Raw genomic sequence first — 22,597 nt, forward strand, 5'->3', positions numbered from 1 at the left:
TCGCGCTGAGTCTTGATTTCCCCTGGATCGCCCCCAGCTAGTCCTTTCAAAGGAAGGAACGCATGGAACAATTTCACGCCACCACCATCGTGTGCGTGCGTCGCGGTAACCGCGTCGCACTGGGCGGCGATGGCCAGGTCACCCTGGGCAACATCGTCATCAAAGGCACGGCGCGCAAGATCCGCCGCCTCTACCACGACAAGATCCTGGCCGGTTTCGCCGGCGCCACCGCCGATGCGTTCACGCTGCAGGAACGCTTCGAGGCCAAGCTCGACAAACACCAGGGCAACCTGATGCGCGCCGCGGTCGAACTCACGCGCGACTGGCGCACCGACCGCGTCCTGCGCCGGCTCGAAGCCATGCTGATCGTGGCCGACGCCGAGCACACGCTGGTGCTCACCGGCAACGGCGACGTCCTCGAACCCGAACACGGCCTGGCCGCCATCGGCTCCGGCGGCGCCTATGCCCAGTCGGCCGCCCTGGCCCTGCTGCGCAACACGGAACTGCCGCCCGAGACCATCGTCAAACAATCTCTCGAGATCGCTGGCGACCTCTGCATCTACACCAACCAGAACCACGTCATCGAAACGCTGGGCGACTGACGCCGCCGCGCGGCGCAGCTTCCTGCGCCGCGGCGCGCGTCCCCCAGCCAGCCCTAGCTTTCCAAGGATTCGCCCTCATGTCCGCATCCAACATGACGCCCGGAGAGATCGTCTCCGAACTCGACAAATACATCGTCGGCCAGAACCGCGCCAAGCGCGCCGTGGCGGTCGCCCTGCGCAACCGCTGGCGCCGCCAGCAGGTCGCAGAACCCCTGCGCCACGAAATCCACCCCAAGAACATCCTCATGATCGGCCCCACCGGCGTGGGCAAGACTGAAATCGCCCGCCGCCTGGCCAAGCTGGCCAACGCGCCGTTCATCAAGATCGAAGCCACCAAGTTCACCGAAGTGGGCTACGTGGGCCGCGACGTCGACACCATCATCCGCGACCTGACCGAATACTCGATCAAGCAGACTCGCGAACTGGAAATGCGCCGCGTGCGCACCCAGGCCGAAGACGCCGCCGAAGACCGCATCCTCGACGCCCTGGTGCCGCCCCCGCGCGGTGCCTCCGGCGAACCCGAACGCGGCGAAGACAACAGCGCCCGACAGACCTTCCGCAAGCGCTTGCGCGAAGGCAAGATCGACGACCTCGAAATCGAGATCGAAGTCGCCCAGGCTGCGCCGCAGATGGACGTCATGACGCCCCCCGGCATGGAAGAAATGGCCGAGCAACTGCGCGGCATGTTTGCCGGCCTGGCCCGCGACAAGAAGAAGTCCAAGAAAATGAAGGTGCGCGAAGCCTTCAAGCTCATCGTCGACGAAGAGGCCGCCAAGCGCGTCAACGAAGAAGACCTGCGCACCGCCGCCATCAATAACGTCGAACAGAACGGCATCGTCTTCCTGGACGAAATCGACAAGATCGCAGCCCGCCAGGAAAGCGGCGGCGCCGACGTCTCGCGCCAGGGCGTGCAGCGCGACCTGCTGCCGCTGGTCGAAGGCACCACCGTCAACACGCGCTACGGCATGGTCCGCACCGACCACATCCTGTTCATCGCGTCGGGCGCCTTCCACCTGGCCCGCCCGTCGGATCTGATCCCTGAACTGCAGGGCCGCTTCCCGATCCGCGTCGAGCTCGAATCCCTGACCGCCGAAGACTTCGTCCGCATCCTGTCCGACACCGATGCCTCGTTGACCAAGCAGTACACGGCGCTGATGGCCACCGAAGACGTGCAGCTGGAATTCACCGACGAAGGCGTGCGCCGCCTGGCCGAACTGGCCTACGACGTCAATGAAACCACCGAGAACATCGGCGCCCGTCGCCTGTACACGGTGATGGAAAAGCTGCTCGACGAACTGTCGTTCGACGCCACCTCCAGCAGCGACAAGACCGTCAAGATCGACGCCGCCTACGTCAATGCGCAACTGGCCGAAGCCGCCAGCAGCCAGGACCTGGCCCGCTACGTGCTGTAGCTACGTGCTGTAGGCGCGGCCCAAGGCTGTCCGCCGCACGCAGAAAGGCCCGCCGCAATCCATTGCGGCGGGCCTTTCTGCATTCCTGAAGCGCCACGCGCGGCGGTGGCTCATGGGCCACAACGGCGGACAGCCTGGCAAGACTTAGTTGGTGATTGCGGTCACCACGTACTTGCCATCCTTGCGTTCGGCCGTGAATCGGACCTTGTCACCGGCCTTGATCTTGGCCAGCAGCGCGGGATCGGCGTCGTACACCAGCGTCATCGCCGGCAGGTCCAGCGCCTTGATGGCATCGTGCTTGATGGTGACCTTGCCCGCAGCCGGGTCCACGCGCCGCACCTCGCCACTGGCGTCGGCCTGCTGGGCGAACGCCAGCGGCGTCGCCAGCGACACGACGGCCATCGCGGTGGCGACGGCCATGGGCATTGCGTATTTGCGGTTGAAAGCCATGCGTTATCCTCCGATTGCCTTGCAAGCGCAGCCCGGACCTTACGGCGGTTCTGCGATTTCCACAGTGCTAGGATACCGTCCTTGTGCAATAGTTCACCCGCAATTACGCAACAATCTTGACGGTTGATTGCAAAGGACAATTCATGGCCAACCGCCTTTCCGTCATTGCCACCCGCACCGGAGACGACGGCACCACCGGCCTGGGGGACGGGTCACGCGTCCCTAAGGACGCGGCCCGCATTGCCGCCCTGGGCGACGTGGATGAGCTCAACAGCGTCATCGGCCTGCTGCTGACCGAGTCGGTTCCCGCCGATGTGGCCCAGGATCTGCTGACCATCCAACACGATTTGTTCGATATGGGTGCCGAATTGTGCATCCCTGGCCACGTTGCCCTGGCCGATGCTCAGGTGGCGCAGCTGGACGCACGGCTGGTGCATTACAACGGCGCGCTGGCCCCCTTGCGCGAATTCATTCTGCCTGGGGGCTGCCGGGCCGCCGCGTACGCACATCTGGCGCGTACCGTCTGCCGCCGTGCCGAGCGCGCGATCGTGGCCCTGGCGCATGCCGACACGGTGAACGCGCCGGTGCGGCAATACCTCAACCGGCTGTCCGATCTGATGTTCGTGCTGGCACGCTACCTGAACCACGATGCCGGCCTCCCGGACGTATTCTGGACCAGTCGCGTATCGCGCCCGGCCGACCAATGAAAAATGCCCCTTGCGGGGCATTTTTCATCCAGGCGATCACCAGACGTACCGCTCAGTTGGGCACACCCGCCGCATGCGCCTGTTCATCTGCGTGGTACGAAGAACGCACCATCGCACCCACGGCCGCGTGCGAGAAGCCCATCGCGTAAGCCTCCCGCTCGAACATCGCGAACGTGTCCGGGTGCACGTAGCGCAGCACCGGCAGGTGGTGTTCGGACGGTTGCAGGTACTGGCCGATGGTGAGCATGTCGACGTTGTGCTCGCGCATGTCGCGCATGACCTGCAGGATTTCCTCGTCGGTCTCGCCCAGGCCCAGCATCAGCCCCGACTTCGTGGGCACGTTCGGATGAAGCTTCTTGAACTCGGCCAGCAGCTTGAGCGAGTGCATGTAGTCGGACCCCGGGCGAGCCTGCTTGTACAGGCGCGGCACCGTTTCCAGGTTGTGGTTCATCACGTCCGGGGGGCCGGCGTTCAGGATGGTCAGCGCACGGTCCAGGCGGCCGCGGAAGTCGGGCACCAGCACCTCGATGCGGGTGGACGGCGACAGTTCGCGAATATGGGTGATGCAATCGACGAAATGGCCGGCGCCGCCATCGCGCAGGTCGTCGCGGTCGACGGACGTGATCACCACGTACGAGAGCTTCAACGCGGCGATGGTGCGTGCGAGGTTCTCAGGTTCTTTGGTATCCAGCGGGTCGGGGCGGCCATGGCCCACGTCACAGAACGGGCAGCGGCGGGTGCACTTGTCGCCCATGATCATGAACGTGGCCGTGCCCTTGCCGAAGCACTCGCCGATATTCGGGCAAGAGGCTTCTTCGCAGACGGTGTGCAGGTTGTGCTCGCGCAGGATGCGCTTGATGTCGTAGAAGCGGGAACCGGGCTGGGCAGCCTTGACGCGGATCCATTCCGGCTTCTTCAGGCGTTCGGCGGGAATGATCTTGATAGGAATGCGCGCCGTCTTGGCCTGGGATTTCTGTTTCTGCGTCGGATCGTAGACCGCTTCGGCAGGCGTAGCGGCGGGTTCGTTCGAGGGAACAGACGACTCGGCAAGCGTAGACATGAGACACCTTCACGACCGGCGCGGATCGCGCCGTGGTCTGAGACAAAAAACGCATTTTACCCTCCCTGGGGGCTTCCGCCCTGAACGGCCTTTGGCCGGGCGGCTCCCCAGGCTGGGTTATCGTCACGCCTGATGAATTCCACCCCGCCCGCCATGCCCTCCCCATCCGTCCCCCGTCCCATCGTCCTGGTCGCCCCTCGCCTGGACTCGCCGCCCGCGCCGCGCGCGATCCAAGCCATTGCCGACCGGCTGGCAGTGGCCGGCTACTACCTGGCCACGGGCTCCTGGCGCGAGCCCGGCCTGCTGCCGGGCTTGGCTGTGTTGCAGCCCGCCGCCGTCCTGGTCCTGGGGCCGCTGGACGATCCGCAACTGCGTGCCACCGTCGCGGCGCTGGACGTTCCGGTGGTGGAAACCTGGGGCCTGCCGGAAACCCCGCTAGACAGCGTCGTCACGATCAACAACGCCGAAGCCGGCCGCCAGGCGGCCCGCCATTTCGCCGAAAAGAAGTTTGCCCAGGTGGCGTGCATCAGTGCAGACACCCCCTGGGAGCGGGCCCGCCGCGAGGGCTTCATCAGCGCGGCGGCCGCGCTGGGGCTGACCCAGGTGGCCGACATCGTGCAGCCCGAGGCCCAGCAGATGAACGATGGCCGCATGGCCTTCCTGCGGCTGCTGGCCACCAACACGATTTTCGATGCGGTGTTCTGCACGTCGGACCTGCTGGCCGCCGCGGCGGTTTCGGAGGCTCACAACCGGGACCTGCACGTACCGCAGGACCTGGCGGTGCTGGGCTTCACCGACGATGGCAGCGCGCCGCAATGGGTGCAGGGCCTGACGACGCTGGGCGTGGATGCCGCCGACCTGGGCCGGCGCGCGGCGCAGCTGTTGCTGGATCGGCTGGACGGCGAACAGCCGCCCGGCACCCAGATCACGATGGAGGTGCGGTTCGAGCCGCGCCTGAGCACTTGAGGGATGTCGTCAAGGCCCTGCGCCCAGCCTCAGGACCACGCAAACGCCAGGCATGCCGAGCCAGGATCACGCTCGTGGCCTTGGCGACCGCCGCCCGGTCAAGCCCCGGTTTCGTACAGGGCCGGAAACCCGCTGTCGCGCAGCATGGCATCGGCTTCACGCAGAAACGCCGGGGTGGCGGTTTCGGGCACTCGCACCAGCCATTGCACGGCTTCTTCCTTGCGACCGCGTAGCAGCAGCATGCGGCCCAAGTGGAACATGCCGCGAAAGTCGCCGCCTTCGGCGCAACGCTGGTAGCAATCGAAGGCACGCTCCAGGTCTTGGGGTACGACATCGCCGGCTTCATAGAAGCGGCCCACGACGCCGATGGACTTCACGTGGCCGCCCTGGGCGGCCTGCTGGTACAGGGCCAGCGCCGCGGCGCGGTTCTGCACCACGCCGCCGCGGCCGCTCTTGAGCATATGGGCATAGTTGTACATGCCCCAGTCCAGTCCGCGGTCGGCGGCCAGCCGGAACCAGTACGCCGCCACGATATCGTCCGGGGCCACGCCCCAGCCGTTCTCGTAGCAGCGGCCGACCATGTTGATGGCCATCAGGTGATCGGCGTGGGCGGCGCGCTTGAACCAGGCCAGCCCTTCGGCCTGGTCTTGCGGCACGCCGACGCCGTCCAGCAGCATCTGGCCGTAGATGGTCTGGGCTTCGACCAGGCCCATCTCGGCCGCGGTGCGTATCCAGGCGGCGTACTGCTCGGCCGAGCCTTCGCGCAGCCGCGCCAGTTGTTCCGGCGAGGTGGCGGCCACATCGGCCGGGCTGAAGCTGAGTGTCATGCGGGAGTCCTTGCCTGGCGCCAGGCACGGGCCAGATTGCGCGCCAGCGTATCGCCAACGTCGGTAGGGTCTTGCCGGACGCCGCAGGCCGCCATGTCGACCGTGCGCAGCCCGGCGTAGCCACAGGGATTGATGCCCAGGAACGGCGCCAGGTCCATCGCCACATTGAGCGATACCCCGTGATAGGCGCGACCATTGCGGATCTTGATGCCCAGCGCGGCGATCTTGGCCAGGTCGCCGCCGCCCGGCGCGGGCACGTAGACGCCCGGCGCCCCCGGCTTGCGGCAGGCGCCGGCCACGCCCATGTCGTCCAGCGTATCGATCACCGCGGATTCCAGCAGTGCGACGTATTCCTTCACGTACATGTCGACGCGGCGCAGGTCGAACAGCGCATAGGCCATGACCTGGCCGGGACCATGATAGGTGACCTGCCCGCCGCGGTCGCAGTGGACGATGGGGATGGCGCCGGGGTTCAGGACATGCTCGGGCAAGCCGGCCTGGCCCAGCGTGTAGACGGGCGAATGCTCGCACAGCCAGATTTCATCGGGCGTCTCAGCCGACCGCTGGTCGGTGTACGCCTGCATGTCCCGCCACACGGAGAGGTAGTCCGCCGGCCGCGCGAGCCACTTGATCACGGCAATCTTCTTGCCTTACAGGACAATCGACACCATGGGGTGGCCGTGCAATGCCTGGTACAGGCCGTCGAGCTGCTCGCGCGAGGTGGCGCGCACCGTGAAGGTCAGCCCCATGTAGTTGCCACCCTTGCTGGGCCGCATTTCGACCGTGGCGGCGTCAAAACCCGGGTCGAAGCGCAGCACGACCTCGGTCAGCGTCTGCGCGAAATCGGGGTGCTGCTTGCCCATGACCTTGATGGGAAAGTCGCTGGGGTACTCGATGAGGGATTCTTCGGGCGGAATATGCATGATGGATGGCCTGGAGCGTCAATTCATCTATATGGGGGCAGGCATCGCCCAGGCAAGGCCCGCCCGGCAGGGCGGGCGACGCGGGGGACCCGCTCAGGGCGCCCCCGCAGGGCCGGCTCAGAGCGCGGCGATGCGGGCATCATAACCCGCGCGCAATTGCTCAAAAACGGGGCCGGGCTTGCCCGAACCCACCGGCCGGCCGTCCAGCGAGACGATCGCCAGGACTTCCTTGGTGGCCGAGGACAACATCAATTCGTCCGCCTGCGCGACTTCGTCCTGGGTAATGCGGCGCGCTTCGAAGGCAATGCCGGCTTCGGTCGCCAGCTCGCCCATGAGGCCGTAGCGGATGCCTTCCAGGATGAGGTTGTTCTTGGGCGGTGCCAGCAGCTTGCCACCGGACACGACCCAGATGTTGGTGGACGAACCTTCGGTCAGGAAGCCATCGCGGAACTGCAGGACTTCGTCGACATGGGCATCCACGGCCTGCTGCTTGGCCAGCACATTGCCCAGCAGCGACACGGACTTGATCTCGCAGTGCAGCCAGCGCTCGTCGGGGATGCTGATGGCGGACAGGCCTTGCGTGCGGGCCGCAGCCGACGGCGGCGCCCACGCCGACACCATGCCGAAGACGGTCGGGGTGACCGGCTGGGCGGGAAACTGGTGGTCGCGCTTGGCGACGCCGCGCGTGACCTGCAGGTAGACGATGCAGGTTTCCAGATTGGAGCGTGCCAGCAATTGCTCGATCAGGTCGATCCAGCCGGCCCGGTCGAACGGCTGGGCGATGCGCAAGGCCGCCAGGCTGCGATCCAGGCGGTCCAGGTGCTCGGCCATGCGAAAGGCATTGCCGCGATAGACCGGCACGACTTCGTAAATGCCGTCGCCGAATATGAAGCCGCGGTCCAGCACGGAGACCTTGGCCTCGTCCACGCGCAGAAACTCGCCATTGAGAAACACCTGGCTTTCGCCCGGTACGCCCGGAATCATGAGCCGCTCCTGAGAATCAAATGGATAGGGACGGGCCACCCGGCCCGCCCCTTGGGATAGAAGCTTACACCCGCGGCCGCGCCCGTGGCGCGTCCGCTTACTGGAACCAGCGCTTGACGGTGTCGACCATGCGACCGAAGAAGCCCGCGCGTTCCACGGCGTCCTGCACCACCAGCGGTTCGGTGCGCAGCACCTTGCCATCCAGCGTGAACTGCAGGGTGCCGACCTGCTGGCCCTTGGCCAGCGGCGCGATCAGCGGGTCCGTGCGCTGCGCCACCGGCTTCAGGTCGCCGGCCTTGCCGCGCGGCACGGCCACCGACACCGGATTGGGCGGGCCGAGCTTGACGTTTTCAGCAGTGCCTTCCCAGACGCGCGCATCGATGCCGGGCTGGCTCTTGTCGAACAGCTTGACGGTGTCGAAGTTCTGGAAGCTCCAGTTCAAGAGCTTCAGGCTTTCTTCGGCACGAGTGGCTTCGCTGTCGGTCCCCACCACCACCACCAGGATGCGACGGTCGCCGCGCACCGCCGTCGACACCAGGCAGTAGCCAGCGGAATCGGTGTGGCCGGTCTTCATGCCGTCGACCGACGGATCGGCCCACAGCAGGCGGTTGCGGTTGGGTTGGGTGATCTTGTTGTACGTGAAGCTCTTCTGCTTGTAGTAGTGGAAGAACTCAGGGTGGTCGGTGATCAGGTGCGCGGACAAGGTGGCCAAGTCGCGCGTAGAGGTCATGTGCTGCGGGTCGGGCAGGCCCGTGGCGTTCATGAAGTGGGTGTTGCGCATGCCCAGGCGTTCGGCTTCCTGGTTCATGAGCGAGGCAAAGGCGGATTCGCTGCCACCGACCGCTTCGGCCAGCGCGACGGACGCATCGTTGCCCGACTGCACGATCATGCCCTGGTTCAGTTCGTCGACCGTGACCGGCTTGCGCGGCTCGATGAACATGCGCGAACCGCCAGTGCGCCAGGCGTGCTCGGACACAGGCACGGTCTGCTCAAGCGTCAGGCGCTTTTCTTCCAGCGCGTTGAACACCACGTAGGCCGTCATGATCTTGGTGAGCGAAGCGGGCTCGACCTTCATGTCCGGGTTGGAGGCTGCCAGGGTCTGGCCGCTGTTCACGTCCAGCACGATCCAGGCCTTGGCCGCGATGGTGGGCGCCGGCACCGCCGACACATCGCCCACCGGCACCACCCCCGAGGCCGTCGGCGCGGGCGCCGTGGCGCCGGCGGCCGCAGGTGCCGCGGCGGGCGCCTGCTGGGCCCAGGCCGGCAGCGAGGCCGCAAGCATCGCCGACAACACCGCGCCGGCCAACGCACGACGGGCAAAGACAACGGGGGATTGAGCGGAGTAAGGCAAATTCTTCATCGGCAACGTGGGTCCAGGAAAGACGCCCGCTGGCGCGGGGCAAGTGGCTGACAATTATAGGCAGTCGATAGGACCCATCCGCCCCGGGATGGGTTCCTTGGTCATTTAAAACATGCAACCTGATGCAACTCGCGCGCATCGCCGCGCGCGGATCAGTCCAGCGCGACCTTCAGGCGCGCCTGCACCAGTTGGCGCAAGACGAGCAGCTTGCCGTGGAAGAAGTGCGACGCGCCGGGAATCACCACCACCGGAATCGAGCGCGGACGAGCCCAGTCCATGGCTTCGGACAGGGGCACGACTTCGTCTTCTTCGCCGTGCACCATCAGCGTATCGTCAGGAACCTGCACCTCATGTGATTGGAAGCGGTTCACGGCAGGGCCCATCAGCATGAGCGCGCTGGGCAGCACGGCGTCGCCCTGCTCTGCCAGCGCAGCGTAGGTCTGCGCGGCCACGGCGGTGCCGAAGGAGAATCCGGCAAGCACCCAGGGCGCCGCCGCCAGTTCGGGATGGCGTTCACGCATCTGTGCCACCACCGCCAGCATGTCCTGGGTTTCACCCACGGATTTGTCGAACACGCCTTCCGACAGGCCAACCCCGCGGAAGTTGGGGCGCACCGCCACCAACCCATGCTGCACGCAGGCGCGCGACAGTGTGGTCACGACCTTGTTTTCGCGGGCGCCGCCTTGCAGCGGATGCGGATGCAGCACCAGGGCCCAGCCCCGCGGTGTGCCGTCAGGCCAATCCACCGCGCAATCGATGCGGCCGGCGGCTCCGGTGAAGGCGTGGGTTTCAGTGCTTGCGGGCATAGGGGAACTCGTGCTGCGTGAAAAAGAGAATGTTAACCGGCGAGGCTTCAGCGCGCGGGCCGCGCCGCAGCCTTCGGATTGCTGGCCAGCCACTGCGCCAACTGATCAGCGGCGTCGTCGGTGGCCTGGCGCAAGGCGGCCACGCCGCCGGCGGCGTCCTGCGTCGGCGCGGGGGCCTGGGTCACAATGCGCACCTGGCCCGCCACGTCACGGCCATTCAACAGCACCGCCTGCAGCAGTACACGGCCCTCGCTGGCCGAACCGTCAGGCGTGAAAACCTGTTCGAACTGCGACAGGTACACCTGCAACTGCGGCGTCTGGCCGCTGGCCCGATCCGCCAGGACCGGACCCTGGCGCGACAGGCGTTCGATCAGGCGCTGGCGCACCAGGTCGGACGGCGACGAGGACCATCGATAGGTGGCGTAGGACTTGGGCGCAGCGCTGTCGCCCACGCGCCAGACGATACCCGTGTCGGACAACGCCGGCACAGCCGAGAACACCAGGGCAATGGGTTCGCGCACCGGCAACTGCGGCGCGGGGCGGGCATCCAGCCCCAGGTCGAATACGGCGGGCGGCGCGCCGACGCGGCCTACCCCGCAACCGGCGAGCGCCAAAGTCAGGATCAGAATCGCGCTACGCATCTTCATTTCGGCTGTCTCCCAAATCCGGCGAACCCGGCCTCGCCGGGCCCGGGCGCGACCGGCGCCGGCCCGAACAACAACGACTGCGGCGAGTTATCGACGCGCCGCAAGGTAAAAGTGGCGCCGCGCGCAGCCGCGCTGACGTTGGCGGCCATGCTGGTGATGGCGGGCAGCGTCTCGCCGTCAAGGCGCGACGCGGCGAAGGCGATGTCGTTCAGGCTGCGCGTGGCCGTGGCCAGCGGACCGTCGGGCGCGTTCAGGCGCGCCAGCGACTGCCGCGCCTGCTGGGCCAGGTCGGCCACCTCGCGCGCCGCGCGGTCGGCCTGGCGCGACGTGCTGCCCAGCGAATCCATCAGCGGCCCCAGCTTGGCCAGGGTCGGACTCAGGTCACGCGTGGCGTCCTTGAGCGACTGCGTGATGTCGGCGGCATTCTGCAAGCTGGCGGTCAGCGCCTGCACGTTCTGCTGGCTCAGCAGCCGCCGCAATTGCTCGGTCGCGTCTTCCACATTGGAAATCAGCCGACCGCCGCGCTGCTCGATACGGTCCAGGAAACCCGGGCGCAACGGAATCGCGGCGGGATGGGTATCGCTGGACGCCAGCCGCTTGAGCGAACTGCCGTCATCGCGCAGCTCGACATTGGCCATGCCGGTCACGCCCTGCACGCCCAGCTCCGCCCAGGTCGATTCGGTGATGGGCGTGTTCGGCGCCACGCCGATGCGGATGCGCACCTGGCCAGGCTTGTCGGGGTTCAGCGCCAGCGACTGCACCTTGCCCACCGGCACGCCCTGGTAACGGACGGTCGATTGCGGGTTCAGGCCGCTGACGGCAGTGGCCGACACGATTTCATAGGTTTGCAGTTTGGTCCGGTCACGGCCGATCCACACGGCCACCAGCGCAGCGGCGGCCAGGAGGACCAGCGTGAAGATGCCGGCCATGAGCGCGTGACTACGGTTTTCCATGATGCGTTCCCTTCGGCGCCATGTCCCCAAGCGCGCGCAGACCGCGTTCGCCCAGGAAGAATGTGTGAATGAACGGGTGATCGACCTTCAGTACTTCCGGCACCGTGTCGCATACGATCACCCGCTTGTCCGCCAGCACGGCGACACGGGTGGCCAACGCGAGCAGCGTGTCCAGATCGTGCGTCACCATGACAACGGTAAATCCCAACTGCCGGTGCAGGCTGCGCACCAGGTCCACGAATTCGTCCGAGCGCAGCGGGTCCAGGCCCGCCGTCGGCTCGTCCAGGAACACCAGTTCCGGATCCAGCGACAACGCCCGCGCCAACGCCACGCGCTTGACCATCCCGCCGGACAGGTCCGACGGCCGCTTGTCGGCATCCTGCGCCGTCAGGCCCACCATCGCCAACCGGCACATCACGACGTCGCGCACCAGGTCTTCGGGCACCGTACGCAGTTCGCGCAGCGGCAGCGCTACGTTATCGAACACCGACAGCGCCGAGAACAGCGCGCCAGCCTGGAACAGCATGCCCCAGCGGTAGGACAGGCGCCGCCGCTCCGCGGTCGTCAGCTCGGACAGCGTGTTACCCAGTACCTGGATGGTGCCCGCGGCGGGCTGGTCCAGCCCGATGATCTGGCGCAGCAGCACCGTCTTGCCCGTGCCCGAGCCGCCCACCAACACCAGGATCTCGCCGGGAAATACGGTCAGGTCCAGGTTGTCGTGCACGACGTGGTCGCCGAAGGCCGTACGCAGGCCACGCACGGTGATGACCGGCGCGACCGTGACATGATCTTCGGTAAACAGGCGATGTTGTTCGGCGCCGGCCATCAGATGCCCACCGAACTGAAAATGACCGCGTACAACGCGTCCAGCAAGATCACGCCGGTGATCGACGTGACGACCGACGTCGTCGTGCCCCGCCCCAGGCTTTCCGTGTTGGGCTGGATGCGCAGGCCGAAATGGCAGGCGATCAGCGCGATCAGCATGCCGAAGGTCACGCCCTTCAGGATGCCGATCCAGTAATTGGTCAGGGAAATCGCGTCGGGCAAGGATTGCAGGAACCACTGCGCCGACACGCCCAGCTGCACCTGCGCGGCCAGCATGCCGCCCAGGATGGCCATGGTGTCGGTCCACAGCACCAGCAGCGGCATGGTGACCGCCAGCGCCACCACCCGCGGCAGGATCAGCCGCTGCCCGTGCGAAATGCCCATCACGAGCATCGCGTCCAGTTCCTGCGTGACCCGCATGACGCCAATCTGCGCGGTAATGGCCGACCCTGACCGCCCCGCCACCAGGATGGCAGCCAGCACCGGCCCCAGCTCGCGCACGATGGACACGCCCAGCAGCCTGACGATGAAGCGGTCCGCGCCGATCATCTGCAATTGCTGCGCCGACAGGTACGACAGCACCACGCCGATCAGGAACCCCACCAGTGCGGTGATGCCCAACGCCTGCGCTCCCGTGCGATAGACCTGGGCCGAAATCTCGCGCCACGGGCCGCGGGATGGGCGGCGCAGCATGCCGACAAAATCCAGGACCAATTGCCCCAGCATCACCAACAAGGCACGGCCGTTCTCGGCCGCCTGCAGCACCGCGTCGCCCACGGCCCGCACCCCGCCCCACGAGGCCTCGGGGCGCGGCGGTACCTGTTGTTCGCCCTTGTTCAGGGCCAGGGCATTGAACACGTCCTGCTGACCGGCCGACCAGCGCACCCGTTCGGGCAGTTTTTCGCCCCAGGCCTGCCAGATCAACAGCGCGCCAATGGTGTCCAGCCGGCTGATGCCGTGCAGGTCCCAGCGCGCGTCCTCGCTGGCGGCCTTGGCCATCGCGGCGCGGCGGCGTTCGACCTCGCCGGGCTCGGCCAGCGCCAGAACGCTCCAGTCGCCCCCCACATGGCACACGCCCGCTTCCTGGCGGAAGGGCGCGGCGGCGGACACGGACGGGGAAGAATGCGGCATGAAGACAGGATACCGATGCAAAATGTATCGACAATCATATACGCTGGGGCCAAAACGCCGCGAACCGGGCCCGCGCGTGCCCTACAATCGCCGCCATGTCCGCTCAAGTCCGCCCCATCGACCTGCCCGCGCCAGACGACCTGGCCCGGATGCTGGGTTCGCGCCTGCCCGCCTTCCAAGATATCGCCTGGACCGCCAGCACCGGCTCGACCAACGCCGACCTGCTGGCGCGCGCCCGCAGCGGTGCGGGCGCCGGCAAGCCCTGGCTGCTGGGCACCCACCTCCAGGAAACGGGCCGTGGCCGTGCCGGCCGCCCCTGGCAGAACCGGGTGGGCGCGGCACTGATGTTCTCGTGCGCGTTCGACGTGCACCTGCCGGCCGCGCAACTGCCCGCCCTGTCGCCGCTGGCCGGCCTGGCCGCCTGCGAGGCGCTGCGCGCCGTGGCGGGCCCGGGCGCCGACGGCCTCTGCATGAAATGGCCCAACGACGTGCAATGGCGCGACGCCAAGCTGGCCGGCGTGCTGGTCGAGACCACCCGCAATCCGGGCGGCCGCGAAACCGGCTACACCGTCGTCATCGGCATGGGCGTGAACCTGGTCGACGCCGACGCCTTGTCGCAGGCCCTGGGTCGCCAGGTCGCCGACTGGACCCAGGTGACCCAACATGCGCCCAGCCACCCCGCCACCGCCGCAGACCTGGTCTGCGCCGCGGCCACCGCCTGGCACGAGGCCGTGCAAATGCTGGAACGCGACGGCTTTGGCGCCTTCGCGCAGCGTTTCGGCCAGGTCGACGCGCTGGCTGGCCGCGCCGTCAATGTGCTGGACAAGGGCGACGTGATCCTCAGCGGCACGGCCTGTGGCGTCGATAGCCAAGGCCGCCTGCTGGTGCAGACGCCCCAGGGCGCCACGCCGATATCGGTCGGTGAAATCTCGATCAGGCAGCAGGCATGATCATCCTTATCGACTCCGGCAACAGCCGCCTCAAAGTGGGCTGGCTGGATCCATCCAGCCCCGACATGCCACGCGAGCCTGCTGCTGTCGCCTTCGATGGCCTCGACCTGGACGCGCTGGACCGCTGGCTGGCCGCTTTGCCGCAGCAGCCGACCCGCGCGCTGGGCGTGAACGTGGCGGGCGCCGAACGCGGCGCCGCCATTGCCGCCATCCTGCAGCGGCGCGGCTGTGCGGTCACCTGGGCGACGTCGCAGGCCACCACCCTGGGGCTGGTCAATCACTACAAGACGCCCCAGCAGCTCGGCGCAGACCGCTGGGCGTCGTTGCTGGGCGTGCTGTCGCGCCTGCCGGGGGCCCATCCCCCGTTCCTGCTGGCCAGCTTCGGCACGGCCACCACCATCGACACCGTAGGACCCGACAACGTCTTTGCCGGCGGCCTGATCCTGCCCGGCCCGGCCATGATGCGCAACGCGCTGGCCCACGGCACGGCCAACCTGCCGGTCGCCGAGGGCCAGGTCGTGGCCTACCCCACCGACACGCACGAAGCCATCGCCTCGGGCATCGCCGCCGCGCAAGCCGGCGCGGTGGTGCGCCAATGGCTGGCCGGCCGCCAACGCTACGGCCAGGCGCCGCAGATCTTCGCCGCCGGCGGCGGTTGGCCGGAAGTGCACCAGGAAATCGAGCGCCTGCTGGCCGATGCCGGCGGCGCGTTCGGCGCCGCGCCGGTGCCCGTCTACCTCAACCACCCCGTCCTGGACGGGCTGGCCGCCATGGCGCGCGCCACCCCGGCGTCAGACGCCTGACACGAGGCCGCCGCATGCGAGTGCTCTTCATCCTGATCTTGTTGGCGAATCTGTGGGTGCTGGCGCTGGGCCAGGGCTGGCTGGGCACGCGACCGGCGGATGAAGGCCGGGATCCGCGCCGTTTCAGCCAGGAATTGAACCCGGGCGCCGTCACGCTGGTGCCCAGAGCCGCCCGTTAAGGCTTCGCGGCAGCTTGCACGTCAGGCCCGCGTCGCATGCGCCTGCGACGCCGCCTTCATCAATCCAGCCACGGTGCCAACGCGGCCATCGTCCGGGCCGTGGCGCCCGAATGGCTGGCAAACCAGGTCTGCGCCGCCTTGCCAGCCGCCTGCCGCCTGGGCGGATCGGCCACCAACGCCAAGGCGGCGGCCACTGCCTGTGCCGGATCGGGCTGGCGCTGCGCCGCACCCGCCTCGATGGCATCGCTGGCAGCCTGCTGAAAATTGAACGTGTGCGGCCCCACGATGACGGGCACACCTGCCGCGCACGCTTCGATCAGGTTCTGTCCGCCCAGCGGCGCAAAACTGCCGGCCACCACGGCCACATCCGAGGCCGCATAGTAAAAGGCCATCTCGCCCAGTGTGTCGCCCAGCAGCACGGTCGTGTCCGCGCCGGGATCCTGTCCGGACGAGCGCCTGACATAAGGCACGCCCGCCTGCTCCAGCAGCGCCGCAGCCTCGTCGAACCGCTGGGGATGACGTGGAATCAGCAAGAACAAAGGCCCGCCAGCCGTCGCCGACTGGCGCTTGATCGCGTCGATGAACGGCGCGTCCTCGCCTTCGCGGGTACTGGCCAAGGCGACCACGGGCCGGCCCAGACGGGCGCGCCACGCCTGCCCCGCCTGAACCTGCCGGTCAGGCAAGGCCAGATCGAATTTCAAATTGCCCGACACGCTCGGATTGCGCACGCCAGCCTGGGCCAACCGGTCGGCGTCCTGCGCGGTCTGGGCCAGCACCAGATCCAGCCCTTGCAGCGCTTCGCGCATGACGCTGCCCAGACGACGCGCCTGGCGCAGCGAAGATTCCGAGTAGCGGGCGCTTACCAGCGCCATCGGCAGGCGGGCACGCCGGGCAGCCGCCAACAGGTTGGGCCAGATTTCGCGTTCTATCAACAGACCGCAGCGGGGGGTGTTGGCCGCCAGAAAGCGCCGTGTGGCGCCAGGAAAATCGTAAGGCAGCCAGGCCTGGCGAAGCTGTCCCCGCGCAATCGCGTCGGCAAACAGCCGCGCGCCTTCGGCACGGCCCGTGGCAGTGATGTGGGTCAGCAACACAGGCAGGCCGTGGTCCAGCAACGCTTGCAGCAGCGGCTGGGCGGCACGCGTCTCGCCCAGGCTCACGGCATGCACCCAGACGGGACCGGGCGCCGTCGCGTCCGCCACGGCAGCGGAATGATTCGCGGCGTTCCGGCCAAAGCGTTCGGGGGAAAAAATCTGCCATTCGCCGCCTGCCCGCTTGGCCCGGCGGGCCATCCACAGCCAGACCAGGGGCGCCAGCGCCCGCAACGCCAGGGTGTAGACGCCGCGGTTCATGTCAGTGCGCCGCCAGCGCCTGCTCCACCGACGCCATGACAGCCTCGCGCGAAGGCGAGGCGCCGCGATCGCCCAGGCTGGCCGTGTAATTGGAACCGACCAGGGGCGTGCGCACCGGCGTGGACGCGCGATAGATGCCGATCGTGGGGCGGCCCAGAGCCGCCGACAGATGTGTCAGGCCACTGTCCAACCCCACCATCAGGCGGGATCCCGCCAACAATCGGGCCACCGAACTCAGGTCCATGCGTGGCATGACTTCGACGTCTTCCATGCCGGCCACCAACAGCCGGGCACGTTCGGCTTCCTGCTCGTTGCCGGCCAGCAGCTTGAGCGAGCAACCCGCGTCCAGAAGGCGACGAAAGACAGCCCGCCAGTCGTCTTCGGGCCAGAGTTTGTCATCACGGCTGGCCGACGGCATGATCACCGCATAGCCGCGATCGGCATCCACATGATGCAGCCGAGGCAGTTCCGCGGCATTGAGCCCTTCGCCAGGCACTTCGTGGACGGGATCCGCCGCTTGCCCGGCTTGCCGCACAAAGGACTGCAAGCCGAAATCCGGCAGCCCGGCGTGCTGATACCCGAACGTCAGTCCGGCCAACTTGCGCTGGCGAATGACGGCGGGCTGCCAGAATTCCACGCGATGGCGCACGTTGTAGAACAGGGACGCCAGCGGTTCGCGGGCGGAACGCCAATCCAGACCGTGCCGCACGCCACGCGCCTGACGCACCAGCCAGGCGGATTTCAACAAGGCCTGCATATCCAGGACGATGTCGTACTGCACGGACCGCAGCCGTTCGCGCAGCGCGCGCCGCTCGGCCCGCACTTGCGCCGACCACCAGGATTTACGCCAGCGGCGATGGGCAACCTTGATGATTTCATTGACCGCGGGATGCCAGGAAGGAATCTCGGCAAACGCCTCTTCGACGACCCAATCGATCTGCGCGTCGGGAACGTGCCGGGCAATATCGGTTATTGCCGGCAGCATGTGGACGAGGTCGCCCAGCGAGGAGGTGCGAACGATAAGAATGCGGGTCGGCATCAAAAAGTCAGAAAAATTCGAAGCGAGATCAGTTAGTTCGCGAATTTACACCACATCGGGCGTCGTGGCCCCCCCTATCCTGGCGATGGGACGACCGCCACTGGCAGCCTTGAGAATCAGCATCATGAAAACAGCGGGCAAGACCCATATCGGATAAGCGTAGCGCGCCTGCACCTCGAAAAATATGGCGTGCAGCCCGATCAGGACGCCAGCGGGCAGAAGCGATACGGCAAGTGCGCAAAGACCGAATACCCAAGATCTGTCACGCGCAAGTGCGCGTGTCGACAGCGCCAGAAACAACAGAATCACTACCTGCAGCACGAGGCCAATCCAACGCGAAATCTTGGCATACTCGGCAGCTCGCATCTCATAGGCCTGCATCTGCCCCAGGCTTCGGTTCACGTGGCTCTGTCGCGCCGCTTCGTCGATCATCGCAACATCCACCCCCATGCTGTCCGCCAGTATCTTGTCCTGGCTATAGCGAAGAGAGCCCTGCAGCCATGCACCGAACCAATCCCGGAACCCGAGTATCCGAGAGACCTTGCATCCATAAAGCGCGGGCAGAAGCCGCCAGCCGACCTCCTTTTGTCGTTCGAGGATGAACGGGACCAAAGGCTCTGCTCTCTTCTCGAGACCGAAACGCGCTCGACTTTCCGACCACGCGCCGCAGGTATCCCTGCCATCACCCATGTCGTGGCCGATCGCCACGACTGCGCGCACAACGCCTTGTGCGTACTGTGCGGTCTGAGATTGACTCAACAGTCCCTTCTCGATCAGATTCGCCGCCAACAGCCCCCCGACCACGATAAGCACGCCCATTCCCGCTGACAACAACCGGCCTCGCCAATGCGCGGCCCCCCGGCCAGGAAGGTCTATTTCGTACCGTATCAACATCAACGACACGCCGCTGACAACCATCAGCGGCGCATAGATCGGACGAAGCGAAGCACTCAACGCCAATGCCGCCACAGCCCCCACAGCGATACCGCCCGACGAACGTCGCCCGACACGCATCAGCATGCTCATGCCAATCGCAAAAGTGTTGAATGCCATCAAGTCGGTCGCGACCAACGCTGAAGCAGGCGCGGCAGCGAGAATAGCCAGCAGGACCGCAGCCGCTCCGGACAACCACGCTGCGTCGATGCGGCGTGCTCTCTCAACTGCCGGCAAGACCGCAAAGATCGCCAGCACAGCGAAGCAGCCGTTGAGCATTGCAGCAGCCCAATAGGGGGCAATACCCAAAGCCTTGAACGGAGAGAACAGCCAACCCACCACCCCGCCTTTGTGATAAAGGCTAGGCGTGTCCGCGATCATCCAGTAGTACAGGAAATCGGAGACGGGCTCTGGACGAAATACCGCAGCCGTTCCAAAAAAAACAGTGACCGCCGCCAGGGCGGCAGCGATTCGTCCAAGCCCTGACCGCGGCATGCGCATATTCGCCCTTTCATGGCAGGTAGGTAGATGGAGAGCCGCACGGCAAGAGGCTGCGCCAGAAGGGGCACGCACGGAGGAGCGGCGCAATTCTACGGGATTTCTTGCTATCGTAACGGACCTGCAGTCGCTCGGGGCTGCGGCGCAGCCGTATTCGCTGCGGTCTACACACTGTCACTCACCCCGTTGAACAATGAAAATCCTCACAGTATTTGGCACTCGACCTGAAGCCATCAAAATGGCGCCGCTGGTCCATGCCCTCGCGCGCAATCCGGCGATCGAATCCAAGGTGTGCGTCACGGCGCAACATCGCGAAATGCTCGATCAGGTGCTGGCACTGTTCGACATCAAGCCGGATTTCGACCTGAACATCATGAAACCCGGTCAGGACATGACCGCGGTCACGACAGGCATCCTTGCCGGCATGCAAAATGTGCTGCAGCAGTTTCAGCCCGACTACGTACTGGTTCACGGCGACACGGCCACGACGTTTGCAGCCACGCTGGCGTCGTACTACCAGAAAATCCCCGTCGGCCACGTCGAGGCAGGATTACGTACTGGCGATATCTATTCCCCTTGGCCGGAAGAAGCCAACCGTAAACTCACCGGGGCATTGGCCCAGATTCATTTCGCGCCGACCGACACATCCCGGGCGAATCTTCTGAAGGAAGGCGTACCTGAAAGCAATGTCGTCGTCACGGGCAACACCGTTATCGACGCGCTACTGGCTGTCACGCACAAGATAGAAAACGACGTCGAGCTGCGCCAAAAGCTTGAAGCCGGCTTCCCCTATTTGCAACCCGGCCGCCGAGTGATCCTGATCACAGGACATCGTCGCGAGAGCTTTGGCGCCGGCTTCGAGCGCATTTGCGAAAGCATCGCCGCCGCCGCCAAAGAGTTTCCCAACGAAGATTTCGTGTACCCGGTGCATCTGAACCCCAACGTCCGCGAACCCGTCACGCGCCTGCTCAGCCACCTCAAGAATGTCTTTCTGGTCGAACCCCTGGACTACCTGCCGTTCGTCTATCTGATGACGCGGTCGTACATCATCTTGACCGACTCCGGCGGCATTCAAGAAGAGGCGCCGTCCCTGGGGAAACCTGTCCTGGTCATGCGTGACACGACCGAACGCCCCGAAGCCGTGGCCGCCGGCACAGTTCGTTTGGTGGGTACGGATGTCGCATTGATTACGGGCCAGCTCAGACTGTTGCTTTCGGATGTCAACGAATACCAGAAGATGAGCTTCTCGCATAACCCCTACGGTGACGGGCAATCCAGCGAACGTATCGTGCAGACGCTGTTGCAGCGTCATTGACGAGCAAAGGTGGCTCACCGACAGTGAGCCACCTCCGTGGATGGATCATGGCACTTGGTCGGGGTGAAACAACATTGCCGAATACATCCAGCCAGGCATTTTCCCGGCGCTCTCCAGATAATTGTCGTCGTATTGATCGCAGATATAGCGCTGGGCATAGCGAGCTGCCGGATTCAGCGATCCCAGGAACAATTGATCAAAAATTGCCGACAGACAATAAAAAGGTTTGTGTTGGCCTAGCTGCTGCATCTTCTTCAGCGTTTCACTCTCGCGACTTCCACTACCAATCCAGACGGGGACGTCACCCAGGACACGCGAGTCAAGAAACCGCTGGAACACAAAATCTTCCGCCTTCGCGCCTGTACTAACGAACATATCTGCCGGAAGTACGCCTCGTTCATAGAAAAACTTGGTCAACGCCGGCTTGTGATCACCGTAAATCATGAACACCGCATCAGGAGATACAACGCGTACGGCTTCGACAAATTTCCCCATGTCTTGGATGGCTTTGACCAAGCGCCCATGGTAATCACCTTGGCCAGAATCGTTGTTGAACGGATAGGGCCAATGCGTGTACACCGTCTCAAGATTGAAGAATGCCTTCCCGTCCGGATTTCTATTCAGGATATCCAGCACCCGGTTATACAGAATATTTTCCCTGGGGAACGGACCCGATCCGTCGTAACCCATGTCCTCTAGCCCGATAAACTCATCAAATCCGAATTTGGCCAACACGATGTTGCGCGACCAGAACGTTCGCGTGAAATTGTGCAAAGCATAGGTCTCGTAGCCTTGTACCTTCAGGGATGACGCCAGGGTCTGCGTCTTGGGTGCCATGACCAGCCCGTACTCCTGATAGACCACACCGGCCAACGCTCCATGTGACGGCATGGCCGTAAGCATCTCGAATGATGCGTTCACGGTTCCGCCGCCATACGCTGGAGATATCCCGCGCAACGGCAAAAAGCCCAACTTTCGTAAGGGCTCGAATGCATCCTTGAAATTGTTTTCGTCGTACCAACATGCTTCGCACAGAATGAAGAAGACATGTTTGGGCGGAGAGGCCGCTGGCGGTGTACTCGGTATGGCGTGCAGCAGATTCCATTCGGCCTCTGACGGCCGCGGCGGCATTGGCCGCCGGCTGGTCTGCACCAGGTGGACGAACAAACCATTGACGGTAACATTGCTCCGCCAATCACCGGTTGTGTAATAAATGCCATGGCGCGCAAACAACGTCTGCATCTTGTAATTTGCGTTCCACCAGGCGTCGGGCAGGTACGGTTGAAACGCGACAGGCGCAACCATCAAAAGCAGGCCGGCAGTAAATGCCCTGCCACGCAACGTCCCGCGGGCAAACGCGCGCCTGCAGGTCAGTGCGAGCGCCGCGCCGGCCGTCACCACCACCATCACCACAAGAATGATTTTCCACCAGCTCAGATAGGCCAGAACAATGGAAATATTCTGGGTGGTGGCAATATCTCCCCATGCGAGTGGCGTTCCGGTATACGCAGTCTTCGTCTGATTGATGCCAATCAGTAATGCTGCAGCAGCTACGCTGATGCCAACCGCCTGTAGCGCCCCCATCAGCAAACGAAGCAGCAAATAGAGGAACATGGCTGGCGACAAAGCAACAACGATCGCAACGATTCGCCAGTGGGGATCGCCCAGATCGAATTCCGCGTACCTATGCAGCGCCCAAGTCAACGACAGCAGATAGACGACAAAAACCAGGACCTCAGCGACGGCTCTGCGCAAAGAAATATGCGATTCCTGCGCAGTGGCATGCCCCCCTGCTCGGTCAACTTCATCCAACATAAAACTGGAGCCTCAAAATGCAACACCGCCTGGGACTTCCAGGCGGTGTTATCGCTTACGGTA

Annotated in this window: 24 protein-coding genes; 8 read left to right on the forward strand and 16 right to left on the reverse strand. The window is 65.3% G+C overall.

All coding sequences use genetic code 11. The features are described 5' to 3' along the window. Positions 1-62 precede the first annotated feature (62 nt). Both hslV and hslU read left to right on the forward strand, forming a co-directional pair. Positions 63-602 carry an ATP-dependent protease subunit HslV gene (gene hslV / locus ACUDP5_RS28440; RefSeq protein WP_263912978.1) on the forward strand — a complete coding sequence of 180 codons (540 nt, stop codon included), beginning with the start codon at positions 63-65 and terminating at the stop codon, positions 600-602. A gap of 77 nt (positions 603-679) precedes the next feature. Continuing rightward, entirely contained in the window at positions 680-2,014 is a 1,335-nt protein-coding gene (hslU, locus tag ACUDP5_RS28445) for an ATP-dependent protease ATPase subunit HslU (RefSeq protein WP_199164738.1), read from the forward strand. A gap of 144 nt (positions 2,015-2,158) precedes the next feature. Here hslU and ACUDP5_RS28450 read toward each other — a convergent pair whose 3' ends face one another. Next, positions 2,159-2,464: a copper-binding protein gene (locus ACUDP5_RS28450; RefSeq protein WP_025136245.1), complete on the reverse strand. Its 306-nt coding sequence runs from the start codon at positions 2,462-2,464 to the stop codon at positions 2,159-2,161. A 143-nt stretch (positions 2,465-2,607) separates the two neighbouring features. Here ACUDP5_RS28450 and ACUDP5_RS28455 point away from each other — a divergent pair, with 143 nt between their 5' ends. Next, positions 2,608-3,171, forward strand: a complete 564-nt coding sequence (locus ACUDP5_RS28455; protein ID WP_445657820.1) for a cob(I)yrinic acid a,c-diamide adenosyltransferase — start codon at positions 2,608-2,610, stop codon at positions 3,169-3,171. A 52-nt stretch (positions 3,172-3,223) separates the two neighbouring features. Here the strand turns inward: ACUDP5_RS28455 and lipA are convergent, their stop codons facing one another. Then, a complete protein-coding gene (lipA, locus tag ACUDP5_RS28460; RefSeq protein WP_445657821.1) occupies positions 3,224-4,231 on the reverse strand; it encodes a lipoyl synthase in 1,008 nt (335 codons plus the stop codon). Positions 4,232-4,363: 132 nt separating this feature from the next. On the opposite strand from lipA, the gene ACUDP5_RS28465 reads away from it, so the two are divergent. Beyond that, positions 4,364-5,197, forward strand: a complete 834-nt coding sequence (locus tag ACUDP5_RS28465) for a substrate-binding domain-containing protein (protein ID WP_445657822.1) — start codon at positions 4,364-4,366, stop codon at positions 5,195-5,197. 98 nt (positions 5,198-5,295) lie between these two features. Here the strand turns inward: ACUDP5_RS28465 and ACUDP5_RS28470 are convergent, their stop codons facing one another. The 10 genes from ACUDP5_RS28470 to ACUDP5_RS28515 all read right to left on the reverse strand — a co-directional run bounded on the left by ACUDP5_RS28470 (position 5,296) and on the right by ACUDP5_RS28515 (position 13,653). Next, a complete protein-coding gene (locus tag ACUDP5_RS28470) occupies positions 5,296-6,024 on the reverse strand; it encodes a tetratricopeptide repeat protein (RefSeq protein ID WP_445657823.1) in 729 nt (242 codons plus the stop codon). Continuing rightward, positions 6,021-6,659 carry a lipoyl(octanoyl) transferase LipB gene (gene lipB / locus ACUDP5_RS28475; RefSeq protein ID WP_445657824.1) on the reverse strand — a complete coding sequence of 213 codons (639 nt, stop codon included), beginning with the start codon at positions 6,657-6,659 and terminating at the stop codon, positions 6,021-6,023. Before lipB ends, ACUDP5_RS28470 begins: the two co-directional genes overlap by 4 nt. A 15-nt stretch (positions 6,660-6,674) precedes the next feature. Then, positions 6,675-6,947, reverse strand: a complete 273-nt coding sequence (locus ACUDP5_RS28480; RefSeq protein WP_199164744.1) for a YbeD family protein — start codon at positions 6,945-6,947, stop codon at positions 6,675-6,677. 117 nt (positions 6,948-7,064) lie between these two features. Then, positions 7,065-7,931: a D-amino acid aminotransferase gene (locus ACUDP5_RS28485; protein WP_263913005.1), complete on the reverse strand. Its 867-nt coding sequence runs from the start codon at positions 7,929-7,931 to the stop codon at positions 7,065-7,067. Positions 7,932-8,028: 97 nt separating this feature from the next. Then, positions 8,029-9,291, reverse strand: a complete 1,263-nt coding sequence (locus ACUDP5_RS28490) for a D-alanyl-D-alanine carboxypeptidase (protein ID WP_263913006.1) — start codon at positions 9,289-9,291, stop codon at positions 8,029-8,031. Positions 9,292-9,443: 152 nt separating this feature from the next. Continuing rightward, positions 9,444-10,097 carry an alpha/beta hydrolase gene (locus ACUDP5_RS28495; RefSeq protein WP_445657825.1) on the reverse strand — a complete coding sequence of 218 codons (654 nt, stop codon included), beginning with the start codon at positions 10,095-10,097 and terminating at the stop codon, positions 9,444-9,446. 47 nt (positions 10,098-10,144) lie between these two features. Further along, positions 10,145-10,744, reverse strand: a complete 600-nt coding sequence (locus ACUDP5_RS28500; protein WP_445657826.1) for an ABC-type transport auxiliary lipoprotein family protein — start codon at positions 10,742-10,744, stop codon at positions 10,145-10,147. Next, on the reverse strand, positions 10,741-11,697 hold the full coding sequence (locus ACUDP5_RS28505) for an MlaD family protein (RefSeq protein ID WP_263913009.1): 957 nt from the start codon (positions 11,695-11,697) through the stop codon (positions 10,741-10,743). Before ACUDP5_RS28505 ends, ACUDP5_RS28500 begins: the two co-directional genes overlap by 4 nt. Beyond that, positions 11,684-12,523: an ABC transporter ATP-binding protein gene (locus ACUDP5_RS28510; protein WP_263913010.1), complete on the reverse strand. Its 840-nt coding sequence runs from the start codon at positions 12,521-12,523 to the stop codon at positions 11,684-11,686. Before ACUDP5_RS28510 ends, ACUDP5_RS28505 begins: the two co-directional genes overlap by 14 nt. Then, positions 12,523-13,653: an MlaE family ABC transporter permease gene (locus ACUDP5_RS28515; protein WP_445657827.1), complete on the reverse strand. Its 1,131-nt coding sequence runs from the start codon at positions 13,651-13,653 to the stop codon at positions 12,523-12,525. The genes ACUDP5_RS28510 and ACUDP5_RS28515 overlap by 1 nt, the downstream gene beginning before the upstream one ends. A 95-nt stretch (positions 13,654-13,748) precedes the next feature. Here ACUDP5_RS28515 and ACUDP5_RS28520 point away from each other — a divergent pair, with 95 nt between their 5' ends. From ACUDP5_RS28520 to ACUDP5_RS28530, 3 genes are read left to right on the forward strand one after another with little or no spacing between them, the layout of a single operon-like run. Continuing rightward, complete coding sequence (locus tag ACUDP5_RS28520; RefSeq protein ID WP_263913012.1) at positions 13,749-14,603, forward strand: biotin--[acetyl-CoA-carboxylase] ligase; 855 nt, start codon at positions 13,749-13,751, stop codon at positions 14,601-14,603. After that, on the forward strand, positions 14,600-15,406 hold the full coding sequence (locus ACUDP5_RS28525) for a type III pantothenate kinase (protein WP_263913013.1): 807 nt from the start codon (positions 14,600-14,602) through the stop codon (positions 15,404-15,406). The genes ACUDP5_RS28520 and ACUDP5_RS28525 overlap by 4 nt, the downstream gene beginning before the upstream one ends. A gap of 14 nt (positions 15,407-15,420) precedes the next feature. Next, positions 15,421-15,585, forward strand: a complete 165-nt coding sequence (locus ACUDP5_RS28530; protein WP_445657828.1) for a hypothetical protein — start codon at positions 15,421-15,423, stop codon at positions 15,583-15,585. Between the two features lie 59 nt (positions 15,586-15,644). Here ACUDP5_RS28530 and ACUDP5_RS28535 read toward each other — a convergent pair whose 3' ends face one another. From ACUDP5_RS28535 to ACUDP5_RS28545, 3 genes are read right to left on the reverse strand one after another with little or no spacing between them, the layout of a single operon-like run. Further along, positions 15,645-16,934 carry a 3-deoxy-D-manno-octulosonic acid transferase gene (locus ACUDP5_RS28535; RefSeq protein WP_445657829.1) on the reverse strand — a complete coding sequence of 430 codons (1,290 nt, stop codon included), beginning with the start codon at positions 16,932-16,934 and terminating at the stop codon, positions 15,645-15,647. A 1-nt stretch (position 16,935) separates the two neighbouring features. Further along, the gene (gene waaC / locus ACUDP5_RS28540; protein ID WP_445657830.1) at positions 16,936-17,973 is read right to left on the reverse strand and encodes a lipopolysaccharide heptosyltransferase I; all 1,038 of its coding nucleotides are present in this window, start codon (positions 17,971-17,973) and stop codon (positions 16,936-16,938) included. Positions 17,974-18,018: 45 nt separating this feature from the next. After that, positions 18,019-19,407, reverse strand: a complete 1,389-nt coding sequence (locus ACUDP5_RS28545; protein ID WP_445657831.1) for a hypothetical protein — start codon at positions 19,405-19,407, stop codon at positions 18,019-18,021. 190 nt (positions 19,408-19,597) lie between these two features. Between ACUDP5_RS28545 and wecB the strand changes: the two genes are divergently transcribed. Then, positions 19,598-20,719, forward strand: a complete 1,122-nt coding sequence (wecB, locus tag ACUDP5_RS28550; protein WP_445657832.1) for a non-hydrolyzing UDP-N-acetylglucosamine 2-epimerase — start codon at positions 19,598-19,600, stop codon at positions 20,717-20,719. A 45-nt stretch (positions 20,720-20,764) separates the two neighbouring features. Here the strand turns inward: wecB and ACUDP5_RS28555 are convergent, their stop codons facing one another. Continuing rightward, on the reverse strand, positions 20,765-22,534 hold the full coding sequence (locus ACUDP5_RS28555; RefSeq protein ID WP_445657833.1) for a sulfatase-like hydrolase/transferase: 1,770 nt from the start codon (positions 22,532-22,534) through the stop codon (positions 20,765-20,767). Positions 22,535-22,597: the final 63 nt, after the last annotated feature.

The organism is Achromobacter sp. NCFB-sbj8-Ac1-l (assembly GCF_052695805.1).